Source organism: Pedobacter riviphilus, from assembly GCF_014692875.1.
Classification (GTDB): domain Bacteria; phylum Bacteroidota; class Bacteroidia; order Sphingobacteriales; family Sphingobacteriaceae; genus Pedobacter; species Pedobacter riviphilus.
In genome coordinates, this window is the sequence record NZ_CP061171.1 from 879607 (window position 1) to 903016 (window position 23410).

Genomic DNA, 23410 nt, shown 5'->3' on the forward strand with positions numbered 1-23410 from the left:
ATGGTTAACTGTTTTAATCGGTTAACTGTAAACCGCCAACTAAACTACTTAGCTGCATTTTCAATTAAAGAAAACAGATATTTCAAAGCGTTTTCATGTCCGTTCGGAATTTCTGCGCTAATATCTGCTGAAACCAATCTGCCCTTAATCGGGTTCGATTTCATATACACATTGCCCATTTTCTCTAAAGTACTGTTAAATTTCTTAGCAGTTTCTTCGCCACCAATTTCCGAATCTGGTACCTTGCCCACCAGGTTTTTGGCATTAAACAGAAAGCTGAAATTGTTTTTGCTCAATAGTTGTTTGTGCAGTTTACTTAATTTACTGTTGTTGTATTGATTGTTGCTAATACCTTGCATTTCTGCTAACGAATTGCCGAAAAATACAATACCATCTTTAATCATAAAGTAAATATCAATAGGACTTTTCTTTTCCAATATTTTATAAATGTTGTTCTCAACAGATACGTAGTTTTTGTTTACACCGTATTTAATCAATTTGTTGATCAACCTGGTGTCTTCAGAAGAAAACATGAAAAGGAAATCAGGCAAAGTTTCTTTTTTGGTTTTAATTACTTCTTTCTGCTTGTAATCATCATCATATTCGTAAGTGGTATAAGTAACATCTTTGGTGTTTAGTCCATTAATTACAAATAGGGCATCGCCCTTAATTACTTTGCTTACTGCTTCTTCATCTAATAAAAGAGAGAACAGTTCAGCACCTAGGTCTATTTCTTGATCCATTTTAGCACCCAAAAAAGAACCATAGGTCTGTTTTAATAATTTAGGGAATTCTTCCAGATAAGCTTTGGTATCAATAGAATAGCTCATAAAACCAAGCGCTTTTTCACTGTTTACATATTTCAAAAAGTTTTTGTTTAACTTTCTGTTCAAGATTTTTTTATAGGAATCGGCTTGTTCCTGAGACAATTCTAAACCTGTTGAGATGCGGAAACTCTTATTGTCCATAAAAAGCTTTGCATTTAAGCTGCCATAACCTTTCATTAATCCTGCTTTACCATAAGCACCGAATTCTGGAGAAATCGCATTGTAAACATCTTGAAGGCTCGATACCCAAAGTTCTGCAATGGCTTTATTATCCAAACTCGCCGTGTATGATTTATTGTTTTCGATAGACTCGTAACTGCCATTAAAAATCTGATCCGCCTGGGCAGTCATCCAGGTAAATGCCAATCTCTTTTTCTTGGCATCTTGTTCTGCACGTTCTTGTTGGTAAGCATCATATCGTTCATCAACAATGCCATGAACTGGAGTCATAGCGCTTGCAGTATCAACTGCGAATTCTCTTGGTTCTCGGGATTCATCAAAATCTGAATCTATTTTGGTGACTTTTTTAGATTTTTTAGCCGTTTTCTTTTTGCCAGTTTTTTTTATTCCAGTAGTTTTTTTAGCAGTCGATTTTTTCTGAACTTTTATTTTTACAACAGGCGGGGCAGGTACTTCTTCAATCATCGGTTCTGCAACTGCTACAGAATCTACAGCTACTGCAGCAGTACTATCAATAGCTATTGCATCATCATTTTGAAATCTGATATCTTTAATTCCATAATGTGCAGATTTAGCAGAATCGGCAAAAAAAGAACTGCTAATGCTTCCGGTTACAAAGTACATCATGTTATTGTTCCACTTAATAATGCTTGTACTATCAGGCAAAATCATAGTCCTGACGTCGCCATCCCTTTTAAATTTATTCTCTTTGTTGTTAATTAAGCTTTCGAACTTAGTTGCATCTTTAATCGGTATGAGAAAGCAATTATAAGTAATACTATCACTCAACTGATTGAAGTAATACATGTTTTTCTCCAGGTTAATGCCGAAATCTTCTATGCTGGTAAAGCTTTTATCAAGTGATTTTGAAGTTTCGGTTAGTAATTTCTTACCCAGAAAAGATTCGTTAAAATCTTTTACAAACATTAGCTTAAATATATTATCACCTTTAATAGTGGCAACTGTAAAGGCATTTGCAGGTATTTTCTTAACCAGATCCTGAGCCTTGGCCAGGTTAAACGATAAGAAAAGAGAGATAGCAATTAGAATTTTTTTCATTGGATATAATTTGTTTTTTAGCGGTTATGAAGCTATCATGAGCATATTTATCTCGGTTTGTGAACGGTATGCTCCTGATGGTTTCATTGGATATAATTTGTTTTCAGTGGAGATGAAACTATCACGGATTAGGTGGTGGTTTCATCTTTATTTAGATAGTTGTATAGAATTAGATACGTTAATTTTTCCGTTAATTAAATCTGTGATGCTGCTTTTTAACATCACGGCTTTTTTAGATTTCGATACATTTGATGCTGGATTGGTACTACTTGTTACAACAGATTCGAAACGGTAGATACTGGTGTAGGTTGCGCCGTTAAAAACCGCCTTGTCTTTTGCTTTTAATTTATTGAATTCTGTTTTAGCCGTACCTATTGCCTGATATTTTCGGCTAAAGGTTTTGGTGGCTTTGTTATAAGTATACGAGGAGGTGTTAGTGGCCTTAATTTTTTGCTGGGCAAGAATGTTTTTGGTGATGTTATTGATATTTGAAACATCTTTAAAAGAAAAACTAATGCTTGCGATGTAATTGTTAAAATCGCTTGTGCTTTTTACATTAGAAATCCCTTCCGATTTTTTTAAATAGGCCACTGCTTCATTTAATTCTTGTTGAATTTTTTGTTTACTGGGTACTTTGTAGCCTTGAACGCTATCCAAAAGCATTACCGAAGCTACTTTGGTTTTGCTCTGGCTAAGATTTATCGTGAGTACCACATCGCCCGTTCCATCGTTTTTCATGGCAATTTCTTCAATTACCTCAAAACAAGAGCTTAAAAAGGGCATTAAAACTATAAATAACAAAAGCTTATAAAACTGCTTTAATTTCATGTTAATCCGGTTTATGTTTTACTGTGGGATGTTAAAAAGGAATGATTATCTGACAGGCCAAACTTAATAATTTCAGCCCGAACTTTTAAACGATTTAGGATATTACTTAAGATCGGTTATAAATAGTAGCTTTTGAAAAAATATTTTTACTTCAAAAATCAGATAATTGTCAATATAAAGACAAGAAAAATGTAAAAGAATGCTGGCTAAGCCGATTTTTCTATCTTTGTTGCCAGCTTTTACAACAAGTATAACCATGAAGAAAAGTGCAATCATTGGATTGATTACCATCGCAATTTCCGTAGGGATTTTATTTAGCTTAAACGCAAATACCGACACCTACTCTAATTTCAAACAGGCAGCCCTTTCTGAGAAAGAAGAGCATGTTATGGGCTATTGGGTAAAATCTATGGGTACTTACTACGACGCCGTAAAAGATGCTAACCATTTTTCATTCCATATGAAAGATGAAAAAGGGGAAGTGAGAGAGGTAATTTACGCAGGTACCAAACCGCAGGATTTCGAAAAATCAGAAAAGCTTGTGTTAATCGGTAAGATGAACAAGGACAAGTTTTATGCGTCGAAAATTTTAATGAAATGCCCATCTAAATATAACGACAACCTTGTTGAAATTAATAAAGACGGTAAGGTTGATACGGTAGGTAAGTACGGCGAGAAAAAATATAACTAATTTTAATGGATATTCAATTTGTAGGCGAAAACCTGCTACCGGGTAAAATCGGGCAGTTTTTTATTGTGCTGGCGTTTAGTGCATCATTACTTTCAACAATCGCATATTTTTATGCCAGTCGCGATAAAAATTTAGAAGATAAATCTTGGCGGAATTTAGGTCGGATTGGATTCTTGGTTAATTTTGCCTGTATAATTGGTATTGGAGCAATCTTATTCTACCTGGTACTGGGCATTACAATGAATACAGTTACATTTATTGGCACTCCTCAAAACAGCTTCCAATTTATTATATTATTTCGGCCTTTTGGGAAGGACAGGAAGGTAGTTTCTTACTTTGGGCTTTCTGGCAATCGTTTCTAGGTACATTATTAATCTGGAAAGCTAAAACCTGGGAGCGTCCTGTAATGACAGTTGTAGCCTTCTCCCAAGTATTTTTAACCTCAATGCTTTTGGGTGTAGAGATTTTTGGTGAGCGCATTGGAAGTTCTCCGTTTATTCTATTAAGAGATTCTCTTGATTTAAAATCAATGGCTCCTGTCGTTTTCGCAAATCCTGAAAACTACGCTAATTATTTAAAATTTATTACCGATGGTAGAGGATTAAATCCATTGTTGCAAAACTATTGGATGGTCATCCACCCGCCAACCTTGTTTTTAGGCTTTGCCAGTATGATTGTGCCTTTTGCCTATGGAATTGCGGCTTTATGGCAAAAAAGATATAAAGAATGGATTAAACCGGCTATGCCCTGGGCGCTTTTTGCGGTAATGGTTCTAGGTACAGGTATTATTATGGGCTCTTTCTGGGCTTACGAAGCGCTAAACTTTGGCGGTTTCTGGGCTTGGGATCCTGTAGAAAATGCCTCTTTAATTCCGTGGTTAACCTTAATTGGTGCTGTACACGTAATGATAGCGTATAAAAATACTGGGCATGCTTATTTTACCGCAATTGCTTTAGTATTTTTAAGTTTCTTATTGGTGCTTTATGCCTCTTTTTTAACCCGAAGCGGGATTTTAGGCGATACATCGGTTCACTCTTTTACCGATATGGGGATGTTTGGCCACTTGATCTTATACAATGTTGTATTCGCTGTTTTAGCAATTGTGCTCATTGTAGTACGATGGAAAGAATTGCCAATTACCACCAAGGACGAAGAGACCTATTCGCGCGAGTTCTGGATGTTTATTGGTGCTTTAGTCGTAACTATTGCTTGTATCCAGGTTATATTCTCTACTTCAGTTCCTGTATTTAATAAAGCATTCGGTACCAAATTTACGCCACCAATTGATGCTGTAAAATATTACAATCAATGGCAGGCACCTTTTGCGGTATTAATTACCTTAATTTCGGGATTTTCTCAATACTTAAAATACAAACGAACAGATCCTCGGAAATTTTATAGCAGTTTAATCTCTGCGATTTTGTTTTCTATTGTATTAACGGCAGGTTTGGTATACGTGGCCGAGATTTATACCAATACCATGTACATCCTGATTACTTTCAGCTGTTTATTTGCTGTACTTTCCAATGCGGCAATATTGTATCAGGCTTTTGGTGGTAAGGCAAAATTAGCAGGTTCTGCAATTGCACACATTGGTTTTGCACTCTTAGTTTTAGGTGCATTAATTTCTGCGGCTACCAACAGGCCTTTATCAATTAATACTACTAAATTCATTCCGGTAAAAGATTTCGAAAAAGTAGAAAAACCGGGTGAGAACATTATGTTATACAAAAACGAACCCAAGAAAATGGGTAAGTATACCGTAACCTATGTTGCCGATACCACTGTAGCGCCTAATACCATTTATACCCTTAATTTTAAGGTTTTAGATAAAGAAGGTAAGGTTAAAGAAGATTTTAACTTACATCCACACGTACAGGAGAACGAAAAAATGGGCTTAATTGCCTCTCCGGATACTAAACATTACCTTACATACGATGTGTATACACACATTACTAGTGCAGCAGTTAAACAATCATCTCATGAGGATCATGAAGGGCATTCGGATGATGAAAATTATAAGGCGCCACGTATTGTAAAGGTTTCGGTAGGGGATACCATACATACTTCAAGCGGTGTGGTTACGGTTAAAGATTTAAACAGAAAACCTACCGCAAAAGATTTAGTTTTAGGTCAGGGCGATTATGCTGTTGGTTTACCATTAGAGGTTAATGCTGCTGGCAAAATTTATAACACGGAGCCTATTTTTTTAATCAAAGGAAATAACACTTTCGATTTCGCGCGTAAGGTAGACGAATTGGATCTAAAATTCCGTTTTTCAAGAGTATTGCCAGATGAGAAAAAAGTTGAGCTTCAAATTTTTGAGAAACCGCAACAGGCTAAAGATTGGGTAGTTTTCAAAGCAATAGAATTTCCTTTTATCAGTTTGTATTGGGCCGGTACCATTGTAATGGTTGTTGGTTTCTTACTTTCAATTTTTAGAAGAAGAAAAGAGGCCAAAGCGGTATAAAATCATGAAGATCGTTTTATTGGGTTCAGGAAATGTTGCCACACACTTGGCTAAGGCTTTAAAGGCTAAAGGCGAAGATCTGGTACAGGTATACAGCCCAAACTTAAGTCATGCAGAATCTTTAGCTGTTGCAATTGGAGCTGAAGGGCTAAACGATCTTACGGAAATTGAACAAAACGCTGATTTATACATTATCTCAATAAAAGACGATGCCATTGAAAGCGTTGCCAAATCATTAAAAAATGTAACTGGCTTGGTGGTACACACCTCCGGAACTACAGATATTAATGTTTTATCTTCGCAGGTAAAAAAAGCAGGTGTTTTTTACCCTTTGCAAACTTTTTCGAAAGGTAAAGAGCTTTCATTTGAAAATATACCGCTGTGTATCGAAGCGAACGACGAAAGTCAATTGGTGATTTTAAGCAATCTGGCAGCTAAAATTAGCCGTCAGGTGTACGAGTTGGGTGGCGAGAAAAGAAAAGTATTACATCTTGCAGCGGTTTTTGCCTGTAATTTTCCGAATCACCTGTACGCTTTGGCAAATAAAATTTTAAACCAAAACGGTCTGAATTTCGAAATGATTAGGCCGTTAATTGCCGAAACAGCCGATAAGGTAATGAGTAATCTACCTGAAAATGTGCAGACTGGGCCAGCAGTACGGGCAGATGAAAACACTTTAAATAAGCATTTGAGCATGTTAACTGATATGCCCGAATTGCAAAACATTTATCAAACATTGAGCGATAGCATAAAATTAACGCTGAAATAGCATAATTACGGCTTTTGCTTCTTACTTTTGCAAAATAATTATGAGCATTTTTAAACTAAAAATAAATTTTGAAGAAGCAGATCACGAATCTATTGAATTACCAATAGCAGCAGGAGAATCTGTTTTAGATGTTTGTCTGGATAATGGAATCGAATTACAGCACAACTGTGGTGGTGTTTGTGGTTGCAGTACCTGCCATGTGTACGTAACTAAGGGAATGGATAATATCGAAGAGATTTCTGACAAAGAAGAAGACTTTATTGATAGGGCAGTTCGTCCGAAAATTACTTCCCGCCTGGGCTGCCAGTGTGTGGTGATTAATGGTGATATCGAAGTGACCATTCCAGATCAATCAGATTTTATGGGACACTAGTTAGTCTGGAGTCCGAAGTCTTCAGTCGGGAGTCGATTAACCCTATATAACAGTTAACCGATTAACCAATTCAAACAATTAACCGAAACAACAACGAACAACATGAATAACGATAAATTTGCTTTACCTTTTTACTGGAACGACTATGAAGATATTGCAATGTCTTTATATGAGAAATTTGGTGATGATTTTACAGAAGCCAAAATCTACCGCATCCGCTTTACCGAGCTTTTAGACTGGGTTTTATCATTACCCAACTTTAAAGGAACCCGTGAAGAAAGCAATGAAGGCCATTTAGAGCAAATCCAATCTGCTTGGGTTTACGAGTGGAGAGATAATCAATAATTAGTCCTGAGTTCGGAGTCCTCAGTCCAGAGTCAGCACCGAGCGCTTAACCCTAAACGCCAAACGCGCGAATGTTTCTGCAAAAACTAAAAGAGATCACCACTTTCATTTTTGATGTAGATGGTGTGCTTACCGATGGAACTGTTCAGGTTACTGATAATGGCCAGTCGTTGCGTACTTTTAACATTAAAGATGGTTACGCCATGCAATTGGCCGTTAAAAGAGGGTATAACATCTGTATTATATCTGGTGGAGATGGTATTGCCATGGGAAAGCGTTTTTTCAATCTGGGGGTTACCGATGTTTTCCTCGGAACAGGAGATAAGGTGGCCATTTTTAATCAATACCTTCAGGATAAAAAGATTGCTGCCGGAGAAGTGCTTTATATGGGAGATGATATCCCTGATTTAAAAGTAATGAAACTCGTAGGGCTTCCAACCTGCCCAGCTGATGCCGTTGAAGAAATAAAGGCGATATCTACATTTATTTCTCCTTACAATGGAGGCAAAACCGCTGTCCGCGATATTATCGAAAAAGTAATGAAAGTACAGGGCAGATGGCATGATGAAAATCCAAATGCTGCCGATTCGGGTATGTAAATTGGTGCAATAATCATTGGTTCATTGGTAATTGTAAACTGCCAACTGGAATCTGCTTATTGTAAATTGAACATTGGTCATTGCTGTTTCTCACAATTATCTTCCCTCTCGATTGTCATCCTGAGCGGAGGTGAAGGATTTTTTGCGATCCGTCACCCTGAACTTGTTTCAGGGGCTTTATCAGCCAGATAATTTAAGCCCTCCTAAAACAATATTATGCTGCATGTAAGATTCTGAAACAAGTTCAGAATGACGGTAACAGCTAGTAAGATTATAAATCTCAGACATTAAAATTTGCAATAAATCAGATTATATGCGAAATTTACATTTACAAATTAATCAATCGATTGATTAATTTGTAAATTAAAAACATTAATTTTAATTATATGAGTACATACCTTGTACCTGTCGATTTTTCTAAAACAGCTGATCACGCTGCGAAATATGCGGCCAGGTTGAGTTTCGCAATGACGGACTCAAAAATTATACTGCTTAACGCATACTATGTTTCAGAATATGAAAGCATCTTGCCAACTCCCGATTTAATTGTTACTACGGATGTTCATATCGCTGATGAAATTACGCGAAGGATGGAAGCACTAGAAAAACTGAAATCAAAAATGTTGGAGATTAACCCCGAGGCCGACATAGAGGTTTCTTTAACAAGGGAAACTTTATTAAGATCTATCATCGATCGGGTAAATAGAGAAGAGATCGAACTTATTATTATTGGCAGCAACGGTAAAAGAGCGAAAGACGAAAGTGATATCGGTTCTAATGCGATCAAAATTTCTAAATCAAGCCCGGTTCCGGTTTTGGTTGTTCCGCCTAAAGCCGATTATCAATCGATCCGTAAAGCCATTTTGGCCTGTGATTTTAAAAAGGTTAAAGAGGTGATTCCCATGCATGCGCTTAAAAATATTTTAAGCAAACATGCCTTAGAACTTTTGGTGCTCAATATCAATTCTGGTCATCCTGTTAATATGCAAGAAGAACATATTTTGCACGAAATGCTTAAAGATTTTTCTCCAGCTTATCACTATGCCGATCATCCTGATACGATTAAAGGAATCGTAAAATTTGCTAAAAGTGAAGAAGCCCAGCTGATTATTGCATTGCCCAAAAAATATAGTTTTTTCGAAAGTCTGCTTCACGAAAGTGTATCCCAAAAACTGACTATTAAATCACATGTACCTGTATTATTGTTAAAAGATTAACTGTGTTTTAATCTGCAACAGCTAAGTTACATTTACAGATTAAACTTTCATCTTTTTGCACACTCCAACATGCTCAATTTTCAACCAAAACAACAAAAACGACATGAAAAAATTAATGATGATTTGCGGATTGATGCTAGGAATAGCTGGTTTCGCTAACGCGCAGCAAGGTGGCGGACAAGGCAGAATGATGATGAAGCCTGAAGAACGTGTAAAACAGTTAGATGAAAAATTAAAATTATCTGATGATCAGAAAACAAAGTTAACTGCTGTTTTTACTGAGCAGGCAGAAACCATGAAAAAAATGCGTGAAGAAATGCAAGGCGGTGGCGATAGAGATGCAATGAGAGAGAAAATGCAAAAAATGCGTGCTGAAAACGATGCAAAAGTTACTGCTGTATTAACCGACGATCAGAAAAAAACATACGAAGCTTGGCAAAAAGAGCAACGTGCCGAAATGCAGAAACGTATGCAAGGTGGTGGAAATAATTAAATCCAGTTAAAATATTAAATAAGAAAGCGGCTTTATGTCGCTTTTCTTATTTTAGCAGAAAAATAAAATATGCCTGTCAATTTTCCTCCTATAATTTTAGCATCTAAATCCCCACGTAGACAAGAACTTTTAACACTTATGGGCTTAAACTTTAAAGTCGAACTAAAAGATGTAGATGAAAGCTACCCATCGGGTTTAAGTCCTGCAGAAATTGCCGTTTACATTTCGGAGCAAAAGGCCAAGGCTTTTACTGCTGATGGTGAAATAGTGATTACAGCTGATACCATTGTGGCCTTAAACGGAGAAATTTTAGGTAAACCCGAAGATAGAGCGCATGCACAAGAAATGTTAAAAAAACTATCGGGAAGCAGGCATGAAGTTTTTACGGGAGTAACGCTTGTTAAAGGCGATAAAATCCATTCGTTTTACGATAGGACAGAAGTTTACTGTAAATCTGTTACAGCTGATGAAATTGATTTCTACATTGATAATTATAAACCCTTTGATAAGGCTGGGAGTTACGGTGTGCAAGATTGGTGGGGTATTGTTGTAGTAGAGCGTATAGAAGGCTCTTATACAAACGTAATGGGCTTGCCAACGGAAAAGCTGTATAATGAACTGTTGAAGTTTATTTAAAACTTCTTGTGGAATTCGCTTGAAAGTTTCATCATCTATAAAATTAGCATGATGAAAACGAGAATTAACGAAGTTACCATAGCCGAGCCATGTTTACAGAACTGGGATGAAATGGATAAAGGAGAAGGCTTTAATTTCTGTAAAGCCTGTAGCAAAAATGTAATTGATTTTTCGGGCTATACCAATGCCGAAATCATTAGCGTATTGGCCGGAGCCAGTTCTTCTGTATGCGGCCGCTTAAGCCAAAGCCAATTAAACCAGCTTAACCTTCACCTATCAATTGTACCAACTATCAATAGAAACTGGATGAAGTACCTTGGTGTACTGGCTATTGGCATGAGTATTTTTATAATGGATGCCCGGGCAGAAAATTTGAAAACGCCGATCGAAATAACAAATGGCATAAATAACAAAATAGACGATAAAAAACCAGTTGTACCGAAAAGAATATATGGCTATGTTAATGGCGTAGATAATAAGCCTGTAGCTGGAATAAGGTTATCTATTCTCGATACCAAATACACAGCCTTGACCGATAAAAATGGTCGTTACGAGATTGTTTTGGATAATAATTTCGATGTAAAAAAGAACCAATTGACGGTAGAAAGTATCCAATACACAGCTCTGCTAATACTTGATTTTTCTAAAGAAAAACAAAATAATCTCAGGCTTAAAAAAGCCGAATCCATGATTATGGGCAAGATAATGATTGCACCAAAAAAGAAATAACCTAAATTAATATTCTCTAAGCTCCCGATGATCCATAGCTTGTATGGATCATTTTTTACATCAGGCCGGCCAAAACACCCATCTTTAAATCGTAGGTAGAAAGCATTAATCTATTTATTTTGCAACGCCCTAAAACATAGTTTGTGATTAAAGCAGCGATCACAATCATATCTATCCTTAAAGGGATCATTCCGGGCATTTCTGCTCTTTCGTTATGCGTAGCATTCAATAGTTTAATAGAAGTTTCGATGTAGTTGTCAAAATTGAACGCGAAGGTTTTGGCAGTTTTAATATCAGCTTTCAAGTTGTTTTTTCTAATAATAAGCTCAGCAAATGTTTCAAACGCTCCGGCAGATCCGATCAAAATTTCAGGATGGTATTTTTCACAGATTTCGAAAAGATCAGCCAATTGATTTTGAATGTGAAATAAAATGGCGTTTTTCTCCTCGTCGGCTATGGGATCTGATTTGAAGAACTGTTGCATTAAACGCGCTGCCCCAATGTTATAACTTTTTTTCCAGATCAGTTCTTCGGGATCACACAGGATAAATTCTACACTGCCGCCGCCGATATCCATAATCAAAGATACCTCAGTAATTGCTCCGCTCAGTTTTACACCTTGATAAATTAATTCAGCTTCTTCATCGCCGCTAATCGTTTCGATGCTTATTCCGGTTCTTTCCTTTACTGCATGTACAAAATCTTGCCCGTTTTCTGCACTTCTAACCGCCGAAGTTGCCGTAGCCCTCACCTCATTAACCTGGTATTCGGCAATTGTATGGTTAAAAGCTTCAAGGCAGTTCACACCTCTTTCAAAGGCTTCCGGAATAATAATATTGTCGTTAATTCTTCCTTCGCCCAATTTAACAGGTACATTGGTTTTGTATAAAATTTCTGGCTGATTTCCTGTTATTTCAGCAATAAGTAAGTGGAAGGTATTGGTTCCAAGGTCAATAACGGCGACGCGCATATTTTTTGTTTTATTTTTTTGGAAAACAGAAGCAGTACTTTATCGGGAGCTGCAGTCCTGCTATCTATTAAATTTCGTTAATGTTGGTGCTAAATTAAAGCTAGTTCGTCGAAATATCATTGCTATCAGGTTTATTTTTTCACGTTAGTAGCTTTTGGCAAAATAGCGAACGGCCAAAAAACTGTGGTGTTAGATGTAGCATCTAATTGCACTTATACAGTTGGTTGCACTAAATGAGCCTATTTCGTTAAATTTTGCAATTGTTTCGCGTTTTGTAATGCTCCAACGCCCCAGGTATTATTAAAATATACAAAAACTTCATTAACACCATCTTTAATCTGATTTTTGAAGCCCTTAATCGCATTTATATCATATTCTGATTTATACAATACGGGTTTTCCGTGAAAACGGTAATACACAGTCTCTGTATTCTGAATTGCATTATCAGGTAGCGAAGAAGGATAGCTTTGTCCGCTAAAAATGATCTTGTTTTTAGCCAGTTTTTTATAGATTTCTTCATCAAACCAACTGATGTGACGAAACTCTACCACATTTTTAAAATCAGGTCTTAAATTTTCGATCAATAGATTTAACCGTTCCGTACTATAATCGAACTTTGGTGGAAACTGAAACAGTACACATCCCAATTTCTCTTTTAGTCCGACCTGAATAGCCTCGTAAAAATCGTTGATAAGTTGCCCGCATTCATTGAGCTGTTTATAATGTGTAATCAGCCGAGGTGCCTTAATCGTAAACAAAAAATCACCCGGACTTTCATTATACCACTTATCGAACGATTTTTGAGCTGGCATTTTATAAAAAGTAGAATTAATCTCTATCGTATTAAAATGTTCGCAATAATACTTGAACCAGTCTTTTTGTGCTAAACCTTTAGGATAGAAAACCGATTTCCATTCGCGATAATAGAAACCTGAACAACCAATTCTCCATTTCATGTATAGAAAACAGGTTATAAGGAGAAAGGTTTAAAAGTTGCATTGTTATTTAGATATCAAATAGAAAGTTCGTCATGCTGTAAAGATTGCCTGAATGCTGCAGGCGGGTTTCCTCGGCTGAAAAACCTTTTCGCAAGACGACACTTAGAAGAGATTTATCTATTTTAAACAAGAAAACCGATGCTTGCGACATCGGTTTTTCAATTTATATTTAATTAATTACTCGAAGTATTCTTTCATTCTTTCGAAGAAACTCTTATCGTTTTTACCCGGTTGAGGCTTAAAGTTTGGCGATTCACGTAATTTTTCTAAAGCATTACGTTCGTCGCTACTTAAAGCTTTTGGGGTCCAGATGTTGATGTGGATAATCTCATCACCTCTATGGTAAGAATTCACTTCTGGCAAACCTTTACCTTTTAAGCGCAATAACTTTCCGCTTTGGGTACCTGGTTCTATTTTTATTTTTGCTTTACCATCAATGGTTGGTACTTCAATGCTCATCCCTAAAGCAGCATCAACGAAGCTTAAATGTAAATCGTATACGATGTTATTGCCTTCGCGTTTTAAAGTTTCGTGTGGTGTTTCTTCAATTAAGATAATTAAATCGCCAGGGATGCCACCATTAGGTGCTGCATTTCCTTTTCCACTCATGCTTAATTGCATACCTTCACTTACACCTGCAGGAATATTGATGGTAATGGTTTCTTCACCGCGTACAACACCGTCTCCATGACAAACTGAACACTTAGCCGTAATTTGCTGACCGCTACCATTACAGGTAGGGCAGGTAGATGCTGTTTGCATCTGGCCTAAAATGGTATTGGTTACTCTACGCACCTGGCCGCTACCACCGCAGGTACCACAGGTGCTTACCGATGATTTATCTTTTGCACCAGAGCCGTCGCAGGTTTTACAAACAATTAGTTTATTAACCTTGATTTTCTTTTCTGCACCATGTGCAATTTCCTCTAGTGTTAATTTAACTTTTATACGTAGGTTAGAGCCTTTTGCTACACGACGACCGCCACGTTGCTGGCCGCCACCACCACCAAAAAAGCTTTCGAAAGGATTGTGACCGCCAAATACATCGCCGAAATTGCTAAAAATATCGTCCATGTTCATGCCGCCACCGTAACCACCGCCACTTGCGCCTCCAACACCCGCATGACCGTATTGATCATAACGTTGTTTTTTATCAGGACTGCTTAAAACTTCGTAAGCTTCGGCAGCTTCCTTAAATTTATCTTCCGCAGCTTTATCTCCTGGATTTTTATCTGGATGATATTTAATCGCCATCTTGCGATAAGCTTTCTTTATCTCATCAGTGGCTGCACCCCTAGTTACGCCTAATACGTCGTAATAATCTCTTTTACTCATCTTCTTTATAAAATGATTAAATGATTGAATGATGGAATGAGAGAATGTTAATTCAATCATTCAAAATTCAATCATTCAATAATTATTTCTTACGCTCCAACTACAACTTTAGCAAAGCGGATTACATTATCATTTAAGGTATAACCTTTTTCAACTTCGTCGATCACTTTCCCTTTAAGATCATCGCTAGGAGCAGGGATATTGGTAATTGCTTCGTGGAAATCGGTATTGAAAGGTTGACTGATGCTTTCTACATCTTTCAATCCTTTTTGTGCTAAAGTGTTTTTTAGCTTTGTGCTTACCAATAAAATGCCTTCTTTAACCGGAGCAACGTCAGCAGCAGTTTCCATTGCTTTTAATGCACGGTCGAAATCATCTAAAACAGGTAAAAGTGAAACAATTACATCTTTACCAGCCGTTTGCAATAATTCTACGCGTTCTTTTTGTGTACGACGTTTATAATTATCGAACTCAGCGTATAAACGTAAATATTTGTCGTTAAGTTGTTGAACTTCCGCTTGCAATTTTTCTTCTGCAGATAATTCGGGTGCCTGCTCAGTTTCAGCGATAGGAGCATCAGTATTCTCTACATTCTCAGCAGTATTTTCTGATGTATTTTCAGGATTCATTATATTTTCTTCTTTATCGTTATTTTTCTTCTTATTAAACATAATACTGGGCTGAATTTTTTTGTGTTAATCTCAACTATTTTGCCATAAACGGAAATCAGCCAAGCTGTCAGATTTATTTGTATTTATCTGAACAGATTGGCTGATTAGCTGACGGATGTCAGAATTTTTTATACAATTTGTGCATCTTCGTGCACAATTCCATTCTCACATTTAATAATGCGCGAAGGGAAAGTACGGATGATATGGTAATCGTGTGTGGCCATTAATACAGCAGTTCCGGCCTGGCTAATCTGTTTTAAAAGGGTTACAATTTCTTCTGATGTTTCCGGATCTAAATTCCCGGTTGGCTCATCAGCTAAGATTATCTCTGGATCATTTAATAAAGCCCTGGCAATAACAATACGCTGCTGCTCACCACCAGAAATTTCGTGTGGCATTTTTTTGATTTTAGAACGCAAACCAACTTTGTCTAAAACATCTTTAATGCGTTCGTTAATTAGTTTTTCATCTTTCCAGCCTGTTGCTTTAAGCACAAATTCGAGATTTTTTTCAATAGTTCTATCGGTAAGCAATTGAAAATCCTGAAAAACTACACCCAGTTTACGGCGTAAAAACGGCACCTGACTTTCTTTTAGGTTTTTAAGGTCGAAACCAGCAATATTGCCTTCGCCATTGCCAATGTGTAAGTCGCCATATAATATCTTAAGCAAACTGCTCTTACCTGAACCTGTTTGTCCGATAAGGAATACAAATTCATCCTTTTCGATATGTAAATTTACGTTTGAGAGGACTAGATGTTTCTGCTGAAAAACATCAACATTGCTTAAATGAATTACTGAATTGCCTGCCATTTTATATTTCTAATTTTGCAATCTGCCCGAAAGGCAAATCTTTAACCATTTCCATAATGTATTCTTGCTTGTCTCCAAGTCCGAGTTTTTCCAGCGATTTATCAGGTCTATCAACCCTAAAATAGGCTAAAAGTGTAAACTTGTCATCTCTTAACTGCACGTAATCTGGAATTTTGGCTATGCCTTTAACTTTAACGATATACATTGTGTCCAAAAATAGCATTTCCAAATGATAAGCGAAAGAATGAAGTCCTTTTTATCTCATCAACATTACCCAGCCAGTATAGGTTTTAAAATCTTTGTTTAAATAAATGCTGTAATAATATATGGCTGATGGAAGATCTTTCCCGTTCATTTTGCCATCCCAGGCTTTAAAAGTTCCGTTACTTTGATAAACAAGCTGGCCATATCTATTGGTTATTTTAACAATAGATCCTGGGAAAGAGGCGATGGATGGAATATTCCAGGTATCGTTTACATTATCGCCATTTGGTGTAAAGGTATTGGGGATAACAACTTTTGGATAAACCTTGATGAAAACTTCGTCACTGCTGCTGTTACAGCCTAAATTTGAGCTGGCATGTAAAGTATAGGTAATGTCTTCAGTTGGTGTAGCAATTGGATTGAGTTTGGTAGGATTGTCGAGATAATCTGATGGCGTCCAGAAATAGGTAAAATCATCTCCACTCACTTTACCGTTTAAAATGGTTGATTGTCCGGTAACGATCGTTTGATCCGCACCTGCATCGGCCATTACATTTTTATTCACATTGACGGTGATTTCTGCATCTGCTGAACATCTTCCATTAGAAACCTGGACAGTATATGTCGTGGTTTCAGTTGGTGAGGCGATTGGGTTAGCGATTTGAGGATCTGACAGACCTTTTGATGGGCTCCAAAGATAGGTAGAGCCACCCGATGCTTCTAATTGAACCGATTTACCTTCACAAATGGTTGCGCTTTGGATATTGGTTATCGGAATTATTGGATCTAAAATCTCAATTGTTGTTGTTGCAGGGAATGTACATCCATTTGCAGTCACCTGAACGGTATAAGTACCTTCCATCGCTTTAGTAGCATTGGGGATAGATGGACTTTTATCTGTTGAACTAAATTGATTCGGGCCCGTCCAGTTGTAACTTGTTCCGCCAGATGCATTTAACTGAATGTTATTACCAATACAAACTGGTCCAGAATTTTCTGCCGAAGCCGTTGGCAATGGATTTACTGTAACCTTTATTGGCTCCGATACTGCCCTGCAGTAAGTTCTATCGATATTGCCATTCATAGCCGTAATTAACCGATATTGATAAGTGCCAGCTATGCGATTTGAAAAATCTATAGCAGCTTGTTTCGTTGTTTTGCCAGCAATGTCAGTCCAGCCGCTACCTGTATTTTCCTGCCATTGGTAAACTGCGTTTGTATATCCTGCGGTAATATTTGCATCTAAAACGAAATTGCTGGTATTACCCTCACACATGTTTAATAAAGGGGCATTCGTGTTGAAAAATGGAGCGATAGCTGGACCGCAAGCTTGTACGGTGATGTCATCCAAAGCAAAATCATTACCACTATTTGTTGGTGTGTTATTAACTAACTGTAAGATTACAGTTGAGCTATTGCTATTACTAAAATCAACGGAATATTTATGCCATGTTCCATCTGCGGGTACATTTTCAGTTGGTTTTTCGCCTAATATATTATTATTGGGATCGGTTATACGCAAGATCATGTTTGGGGGTTGGGCATTGGCAGCCGGCGAATTTGCATTTAATACCCAAATAGATAAACGTAAAGTGGTATTTGGGCATAAATTATCCATTCGCTGCTCAAAAAATACAGTTCGAGTTGCTATACCATCAATTAAAAGCATCAAACCATTAGGATCTCCGGTATGATCAGCATGTGGCTGCCAGTAAATAGGATATGGATTGCCTGGTGTAGCTGGCGTTTTAACCAAACCCGATTGGTTGGCCGTTAAATTACGTGGGCTTACTCCCGGAGGACCAACAAAAGTTGTATAAGTAGAAGCGCCTGGTGCATACTGCGCCAATGGGCCATACCAATTATCTGTACTATTTCCCTGTCCAAAGGTTTGACTAATGAGTGGTTGTCCGAAAGTTCCACTACAAAGTTGTGCTTTTGCTAAATTTGCAAACAAGAAGATAGAAAGAAAAAATAACGCTTTTAATAGAGAGTGCATTTACTGGCTCAGGTTTATGCAATATTAAATAAATTTAGAATCTAAATTACTATGAATGAGCAAAGTTACTGGCCAATATTAGTTTAACCCATTCAAAAACTCTACAGTATTTACATTATCTGCATAATCCCAAAGTTTGGGATGCTGGCTTTGGCCAAAGCTGAAAGTGTTGAAACTTAAAGGCGATTTGGTAATGATACACTGAATGTTTTCTGAATTTTCCCTTAATTTATCTTCTACTTCTTGGAGCTTATTATATTCTTCGTAAAAGAGAACAGCCAAAGGCGATGTAAAGCTTTCATCTCCTTTTAATAACAAAAAGCCGTTATCGAAATGTTTGGCCGCATTAACCAGATAGATAGATTTATTGTAATCGTAATTGTTATTGTATTTAAAGTGGTTGATAATAGGCTGAAAACTTTCTATACCTTCATAAAAATTCGCAATATCATATCCTTTTGGGAAATATATTTTAGATACATTTCTACAGCCTAGGCCAAAATAATCAAAAATATCGTTACCCAGGTTTTGAATATCCTCGAAACTTTCCGAACCATCTAAAACTGCTACACTATTTCTGTTTTTCCTGATAATGTTGGGTACCTTGCTAAAATAGTAGTCAAAATAGCGTGATGAATTGTTGCTTCCTGTTGCAATAACGGCGTCAAAATCTTTTAAACGCTCAACATACTCTATTTTATCATCAAAAGCAGGTTCTATTTTAATCAGTTCGGCAATTACGGCTTTAATTAATTTATCATCAGCCGAAGAAAGTTTGATTAAAGCAATATTACCGGTGGCCAATACACATAAAACATCATGTAAACCCACCAGTGGTATGTTTCCTGCCAGGATTAAACCAACCTTTTTAGGTGATGTACTAAACTTAACCGATTCGAACCAAATGGCCAAATCAGCCTCATTTAACACTTCAGCAAAAGATAAAATAGATTTTTTTATGTTTTCTGCAGTAAACCATGCATTAGCACTTTCGGCACTATAAAATGCATTTCCTAGTATGTCAGTAGGGTTTGTAAGCAATTTACCTAGTTTGTTGAACGCGATTATTGCTTTTTCTTGAGTTAATGCTGACATATTTAGAATTATTATTAAGTGATTATATATTATATTTGCAGCGCAAAGGTAAACTAAGCAAAAGAATTAGACGAAAACATGGCGATTAAAATAACAGATGAGTGTATAAATTGTGGGGCTTGCGAACCAGAATGTCCTAATAACGCAATTTACGATGCCGGTACTGCATGGCGTTTTTCTGATGGTACAAATTTAAATGGTATCATTGATTTTGGTAATCAACAAATTGAAGCTGATGCGGCTCAAGAAGCGGTTTCGGATGAAGTTTATTATATTGTATCCGATAAGTGTACAGAGTGTAAGGGTTTTCATGACGAACCTCAGTGTGCGGCAGTGTGTCCGGTAGATTGTTGTGTGGATGACGAAGATATTCGCGAAACCGAAGAAGAATTGTTAGCTAAGAAAGCTTGGTTACACCAGGAAGGATAAGCTTTATAAAATATTTACAGTATTAAAGGCACCATTGGTGCCTTTTTTCGTTTCTAGATAGTCTGTAATTTTTTTTATTCTTTCTTCAACAGTAAAATCACCTCTAATCTGTAAAATTTCTTTGTTTAAATTTTTAATCCAGTCCTCATGTACTTTTAACGATCTGCCTGTAAAGCCAGATTTAATCGGATCAATATCATAGTTAGTTGCCCATTCTATAAAATCCTGATACTTTTTTATTCTTTCAGGATCCTGATAAATTACAGATCCATAGCGTTCAAATTCTCTTTTTTTTAATCTGTTCAACCTCACTTCTGGTGGAAGCCAAAGAAATACAATCAGATCAAATTCTGGAAAAATACCATCGCCCCAACTCACACTTGAGCCACCAAAAACCCAATAATCACTTTCTGTTAAAGCTATTTTGATGAGGTCATTTCTTTCCTTAGGATTTCGTTTTGTTGTAAATGGAGGATCAGTTAGTATCCAGAAATATTGATCACTATCAAAATAAGGGATGTTTAATTTTTTTGCCAAGGCTTTGCCCAGCGTAGTTACGCCTGAACCAGAAGCTCCGAATATGTGAATTTTCATTTGGGATGAACCGAAATTTTAGCTCAAACATCGCATTTATTAGGGATAATTAAAACAGGACATGCCGACTTCCTTGCTACGTGTTCGGCAACGCTGCCCATTAAAAAGTGGTATAATCCTGTGCGGCCGTAAGTGCCTATTACAATTAAATCAGATCCCCACTCGTCCGATTGTTGGATAATACCATGGGCAGCGGTATCAACAACACTTAAATAAGTGGTTTTTGCACCTTTGCTATATTTCGTCTCCATTTCTTTGAGCAAAATGTGGCTGTTTTCTTCGCTGTTATCGTAAGTTTCTAGAAATACGGGTGCCAATGTTAAATCGGGATTTACATTGGCTGGGATAGGCTCGATAATATTAACCAATGCTACTTCTGCTCCAAATTTTTCAGCCATGTCGTAACCGGCTTTTGCCGCTTTTTCTGAGCAGGTACTATTATCAACGGCAATTAATATCTTTTTAAAATTCATGGCGAGCTTATTTAAAAGGTAATCATCATAAAAATAACAAATTTGTAGGCAAAATGTTAGGCAATGGATGTATTTTATTAGTTTTACAATAGTTTCACGAGCACATTTAAATGGAAAATCAATACGGTATTTGTAGGGTTGCTGTAGCACCCTTAAGAGCAGATGCATCAGATAGAGCAGAAATTGTTTCGCAACTTTTATTCGGCGATCATGTTGAAGTTATTCAGAAGGAAGACCGCTGGTGGCTCATTCAAAATGGATATGATGGGTATGAAGGCTGGATGGATTTCAGGCAGTTGGCCCCGATTACTCAAAACCAATTTGCAGAAATGCACGATTGTAAATTGCTTGCTCCATTAAGCTTCAATAATGTACTAACAGCAGCCGATGGAAGTTCATATCATTTAAGTCCGGCGAGTAACCTTCCTTTTTTAAAAGATGGTTTTTGTTACGCAGGTGAAGAAAAGTTTAAGTTAAATTTTGAAGCATACGATAATAGTACTGTAGATTTTACTGATAAAGTTACTGAAACTGCAAAATTTTTTCAAAATATCCCGTACCTATGGGGTGGAAGACATTTGTTTGGCTTCGATTGCTCTGGTTTTGTACAAACCGTATTTAAAATGTTGGGCATTAAGTTAAATCGTGATGCTTCACAACAGGCCGAACAAGGTGAGCTGGTTGGTTTTTTAGCTGAATGTAGGGCTGGTGACGTTGCTTTTTTTGATAACGATGAAGGCAAAATTACCCATGTAGGCATTATGTTGAGCCCTAATGAAATTATCCATTCATCAGCCAAAGTAAAAATTGACCCGATTGATGATCAGGGGATTTTTAATAAAGAATTGGGTAAATATTCGCACAAGCTGAGAATTATCAAACGTTTTGTGGAATAATAGTTATGAAAGCGAGCATTACCCTGACCTGTAGCGCAGCGAAAAGCTACGCAGTAAATTCATTTCAGGATTTTTATTATATCAAGAAAGATGCTGAACTAAATTCAGCATGACGACAGCTTATTCCTATAAAAACTAACTTTCCATTTCCCAGACCATCACCTGCCTATCATCTCCTGTAGAAATGAGGTATTTACCATCATGGCTCCATATAATCTTATTGATGGAGTGGGTATGGCCGGTACCTGCTTTTTCTAGACTTAAAATCTTATACAGTTTAAAATTCTCCGCATCCCAGAGTTTGATACTTTTATCCTGACTGCTTGTAGCGAAATAAGGAAGGCTAGGGTGAAAGGCTATATCGTAAACGGTAAACATATGTGCCGGAACGGTTTCCCTAAGTTCATAGTTTGGCAGATCCCATATTTTTAGCTGCGCATCCCTGCTGCCCGAAATGAGGTATTTGCCTGTGGGATGATATGCCAAAGAAGTAACAGGTAATGAATGTCCTTCGAGAGATTGTTTGAGGCCATAATCAGCAAGGTTATAAATCCTGATTAAGTGATCTTTACAACCAAAGGCCACTTCACTTTCGTTAGGCGCAATTGCAATGGCCCTAACCGTATCGTAAGCTACCTGAAAACGATAAATCTCTGTAAAATCTACTAACGACCAAACCGCAACCGTTCCATCTTCGCCAGTGGTTAGAAGTTCATTTTTACCCTTTACGGTTTGTATATTGAAAATGGGTTTAGTATGGGCATTGATCCTTGCAATTACTTTCTGATCATTAAAATCGTAAACGCTAAACGCACCACTGCGTTCACCGATAAATAGTTGTTTATTGTAATAGTGTAAACAATATACCGAGCTCTGTACCGGCATTTTAACCTTTACAAAAGCCATCGTATGTAACGACCATTCTACAACGCCTTTATCGTTTCCTGCGCTAAAAAAAATACCATCCTCATCCGAATTGGATAATGCATATATAGGGTTTTGGTGACCAGGAAGGGTTTGTAGGTGTTTGAGCATGAAGGTCAGGATTAGGGGTTAGGGTTTAGGTTGGAAGGTTAGGCAATTGCCTTATACGCTAACCTCTAAACCTTAACCTTATTGATGTCTTTTCTCTAAATTTTTAGCAATATCCTGAATCGATAAACCTTTTTCTTTCAATAAAAACAATAGGTGGAAAACAAGATCTGATGCTTCTCCGATGAGTTCTTCTTCCGATTCGGCAAGTGCTGCGATTACGGTTTCAACTCCTTCTTCGCCAACTTTTTGTGCAATTTTGTTTAAACCTTTGCCACGCATTTTGTTGATGTAAGAGCCCTCAACCGGGTTTTCATATCGATCGTTAATGATATTTTCCAGCTCGAAAATAAAATTCTGATTGAAGTCTGTTTTAAAACAGCTACGGCTACCGGTATGGCAGGTTGGGCCAACGGCATCCGTTTTGATTAGAATGGTGTCGTTATCACAGTCTACAAAAAGTTCTTTAACAAACAAAAAGTTATTGCTGGTTTCACCTTTTGTCCAAAGGCGGTTTTTAGAACGCGAAAAGAAAGTTACTTTGCCTTCGGCCTGCGTTTTCTCCAATGCTTCAGCATTCATATAACCCAGCATTAAAACCTCTAAAGTTTTGTAATCCTGAATAATTACAGGGAGTAAGCCTGCTGTTTTATCCCAATCAAGGGTTGATATATCGATATTCATTT

Annotated in this window: 25 protein-coding genes and 1 pseudogene; 12 read left to right on the forward strand and 14 right to left on the reverse strand. The window is 37.1% G+C overall.

The genetic code is table 11. From position 1 onward, the window contains the following. Positions 1-44 precede the first annotated feature (44 nt). Positions 45-2066: a hypothetical protein gene (locus tag H9N25_RS03675; RefSeq protein WP_190327985.1), complete on the reverse strand. Its 2022-nt coding sequence runs from the start codon at positions 2064-2066 to the stop codon at positions 45-47. Between the two features lie 147 nt (positions 2067-2213). Further along, positions 2214-2894 (reverse strand): hypothetical protein, encoded by a 681-nt coding sequence (locus H9N25_RS03680; RefSeq protein WP_167293378.1) that lies wholly within the window; start codon positions 2892-2894, stop codon positions 2214-2216. A gap of 256 nt (positions 2895-3150) precedes the next feature. Here H9N25_RS03680 and H9N25_RS03685 point away from each other — a divergent pair, with 256 nt between their 5' ends. The 10 genes and pseudogenes from H9N25_RS03685 to H9N25_RS03730 all read left to right on the forward strand — a co-directional run bounded on the left by H9N25_RS03685 (position 3151) and on the right by H9N25_RS03730 (position 11216). Beyond that, the gene (locus tag H9N25_RS03685) at positions 3151-3585 is read left to right on the forward strand and encodes a cytochrome c maturation protein CcmE domain-containing protein (RefSeq protein ID WP_057932366.1); all 435 of its coding nucleotides are present in this window, start codon (positions 3151-3153) and stop codon (positions 3583-3585) included. Positions 3586-3590: 5 nt separating this feature from the next. Further along, positions 3591-6055: pseudogene (locus H9N25_RS03690) on the forward strand (heme lyase CcmF/NrfE family subunit). Between the two features lie 4 nt (positions 6056-6059). Then, positions 6060-6824 carry a Rossmann-like and DUF2520 domain-containing protein gene (locus H9N25_RS03695; protein ID WP_190327986.1) on the forward strand — a complete coding sequence of 255 codons (765 nt, stop codon included), beginning with the start codon at positions 6060-6062 and terminating at the stop codon, positions 6822-6824. A 40-nt stretch (positions 6825-6864) separates the two neighbouring features. Continuing rightward, positions 6865-7197: a 2Fe-2S iron-sulfur cluster-binding protein gene (locus tag H9N25_RS03700; protein WP_029275355.1), complete on the forward strand. Its 333-nt coding sequence runs from the start codon at positions 6865-6867 to the stop codon at positions 7195-7197. A 102-nt stretch (positions 7198-7299) separates the two neighbouring features. Continuing rightward, positions 7300-7542 carry a Fe-S cluster assembly protein IscX gene (gene iscX, locus H9N25_RS03705; protein WP_167293382.1) on the forward strand — a complete coding sequence of 81 codons (243 nt, stop codon included), beginning with the start codon at positions 7300-7302 and terminating at the stop codon, positions 7540-7542. A gap of 71 nt (positions 7543-7613) precedes the next feature. Beyond that, positions 7614-8141, forward strand: a complete 528-nt coding sequence (locus H9N25_RS03710) for a KdsC family phosphatase (RefSeq protein WP_190327987.1) — start codon at positions 7614-7616, stop codon at positions 8139-8141. 386 nt (positions 8142-8527) lie between these two features. Further along, positions 8528-9358, forward strand: coding sequence for a universal stress protein (locus H9N25_RS03715; protein WP_190327988.1), 831 nt, complete (start codon positions 8528-8530; stop codon positions 9356-9358). A gap of 103 nt (positions 9359-9461) precedes the next feature. After that, positions 9462-9851 (forward strand): Spy/CpxP family protein refolding chaperone, encoded by a 390-nt coding sequence (locus H9N25_RS03720; protein ID WP_167293385.1) that lies wholly within the window; start codon positions 9462-9464, stop codon positions 9849-9851. Between the two features lie 69 nt (positions 9852-9920). Next, complete coding sequence (locus H9N25_RS03725) at positions 9921-10487, forward strand: Maf family protein (RefSeq protein ID WP_190327989.1); 567 nt, start codon at positions 9921-9923, stop codon at positions 10485-10487. Positions 10488-10535: 48 nt separating this feature from the next. Continuing rightward, positions 10536-11216, forward strand: coding sequence for a hypothetical protein (locus H9N25_RS03730; RefSeq protein WP_190327990.1), 681 nt, complete (start codon positions 10536-10538; stop codon positions 11214-11216). 55 nt (positions 11217-11271) lie between these two features. Here H9N25_RS03730 and H9N25_RS03735 read toward each other — a convergent pair whose 3' ends face one another. The 8 genes from H9N25_RS03735 to H9N25_RS03770 form a co-directional block, all read right to left on the reverse strand. Continuing rightward, complete coding sequence (locus H9N25_RS03735) at positions 11272-12186, reverse strand: Ppx/GppA phosphatase family protein (RefSeq protein ID WP_167293388.1); 915 nt, start codon at positions 12184-12186, stop codon at positions 11272-11274. A 239-nt stretch (positions 12187-12425) separates the two neighbouring features. Further along, positions 12426-13142, reverse strand: coding sequence for a DUF72 domain-containing protein (locus H9N25_RS03740; protein ID WP_190327991.1), 717 nt, complete (start codon positions 13140-13142; stop codon positions 12426-12428). A 219-nt stretch (positions 13143-13361) separates the two neighbouring features. After that, complete coding sequence (dnaJ, locus tag H9N25_RS03745) at positions 13362-14519, reverse strand: molecular chaperone DnaJ (protein WP_167293390.1); 1158 nt, start codon at positions 14517-14519, stop codon at positions 13362-13364. Between the two features lie 89 nt (positions 14520-14608). Beyond that, positions 14609-15190 (reverse strand): nucleotide exchange factor GrpE, encoded by a 582-nt coding sequence (locus H9N25_RS03750; protein ID WP_029278681.1) that lies wholly within the window; start codon positions 15188-15190, stop codon positions 14609-14611. A gap of 128 nt (positions 15191-15318) precedes the next feature. Next, complete coding sequence (locus tag H9N25_RS03755) at positions 15319-16002, reverse strand: cell division ATP-binding protein FtsE (protein WP_190327992.1); 684 nt, start codon at positions 16000-16002, stop codon at positions 15319-15321. Between the two features lies 1 nt (position 16003). Beyond that, positions 16004-16207 carry a hypothetical protein gene (locus tag H9N25_RS03760; RefSeq protein WP_057932355.1) on the reverse strand — a complete coding sequence of 68 codons (204 nt, stop codon included), beginning with the start codon at positions 16205-16207 and terminating at the stop codon, positions 16004-16006. A gap of 51 nt (positions 16208-16258) precedes the next feature. Then, positions 16259-18205, reverse strand: coding sequence for a gliding motility-associated C-terminal domain-containing protein (locus H9N25_RS03765; RefSeq protein WP_190327993.1), 1947 nt, complete (start codon positions 18203-18205; stop codon positions 16259-16261). A 78-nt stretch (positions 18206-18283) separates the two neighbouring features. Then, positions 18284-19300: an acyl-CoA reductase gene (locus tag H9N25_RS03770; RefSeq protein WP_190327994.1), complete on the reverse strand. Its 1017-nt coding sequence runs from the start codon at positions 19298-19300 to the stop codon at positions 18284-18286. A gap of 78 nt (positions 19301-19378) precedes the next feature. Between H9N25_RS03770 and H9N25_RS03775 the strand changes: the two genes are divergently transcribed. Next, a complete protein-coding gene (locus H9N25_RS03775; RefSeq protein WP_025143125.1) occupies positions 19379-19729 on the forward strand; it encodes a 4Fe-4S dicluster domain-containing protein in 351 nt (116 codons plus the stop codon). 3 nt (positions 19730-19732) lie between these two features. Here H9N25_RS03775 and H9N25_RS03780 read toward each other — a convergent pair whose 3' ends face one another. After that, positions 19733-20323 carry a P-loop NTPase family protein gene (locus tag H9N25_RS03780; protein ID WP_190327995.1) on the reverse strand — a complete coding sequence of 197 codons (591 nt, stop codon included), beginning with the start codon at positions 20321-20323 and terminating at the stop codon, positions 19733-19735. Between the two features lie 23 nt (positions 20324-20346). Continuing rightward, positions 20347-20796: a universal stress protein gene (locus H9N25_RS03785; protein WP_057932517.1), complete on the reverse strand. Its 450-nt coding sequence runs from the start codon at positions 20794-20796 to the stop codon at positions 20347-20349. Positions 20797-20906: 110 nt separating this feature from the next. On the opposite strand from H9N25_RS03785, the gene H9N25_RS03790 reads away from it, so the two are divergent. Next, on the forward strand, positions 20907-21692 hold the full coding sequence (locus H9N25_RS03790; RefSeq protein WP_190327996.1) for a C40 family peptidase: 786 nt from the start codon (positions 20907-20909) through the stop codon (positions 21690-21692). A gap of 135 nt (positions 21693-21827) precedes the next feature. Here H9N25_RS03790 and H9N25_RS03795 read toward each other — a convergent pair whose 3' ends face one another. Beyond that, positions 21828-22727: a WD40 repeat domain-containing protein gene (locus H9N25_RS03795; protein ID WP_190327997.1), complete on the reverse strand. Its 900-nt coding sequence runs from the start codon at positions 22725-22727 to the stop codon at positions 21828-21830. A gap of 78 nt (positions 22728-22805) precedes the next feature. Continuing rightward, positions 22806-23408, reverse strand: a complete 603-nt coding sequence (hisIE, locus tag H9N25_RS03800) for a bifunctional phosphoribosyl-AMP cyclohydrolase/phosphoribosyl-ATP diphosphatase HisIE (RefSeq protein ID WP_190327998.1) — start codon at positions 23406-23408, stop codon at positions 22806-22808. Positions 23409-23410 lie beyond the last annotated feature (2 nt).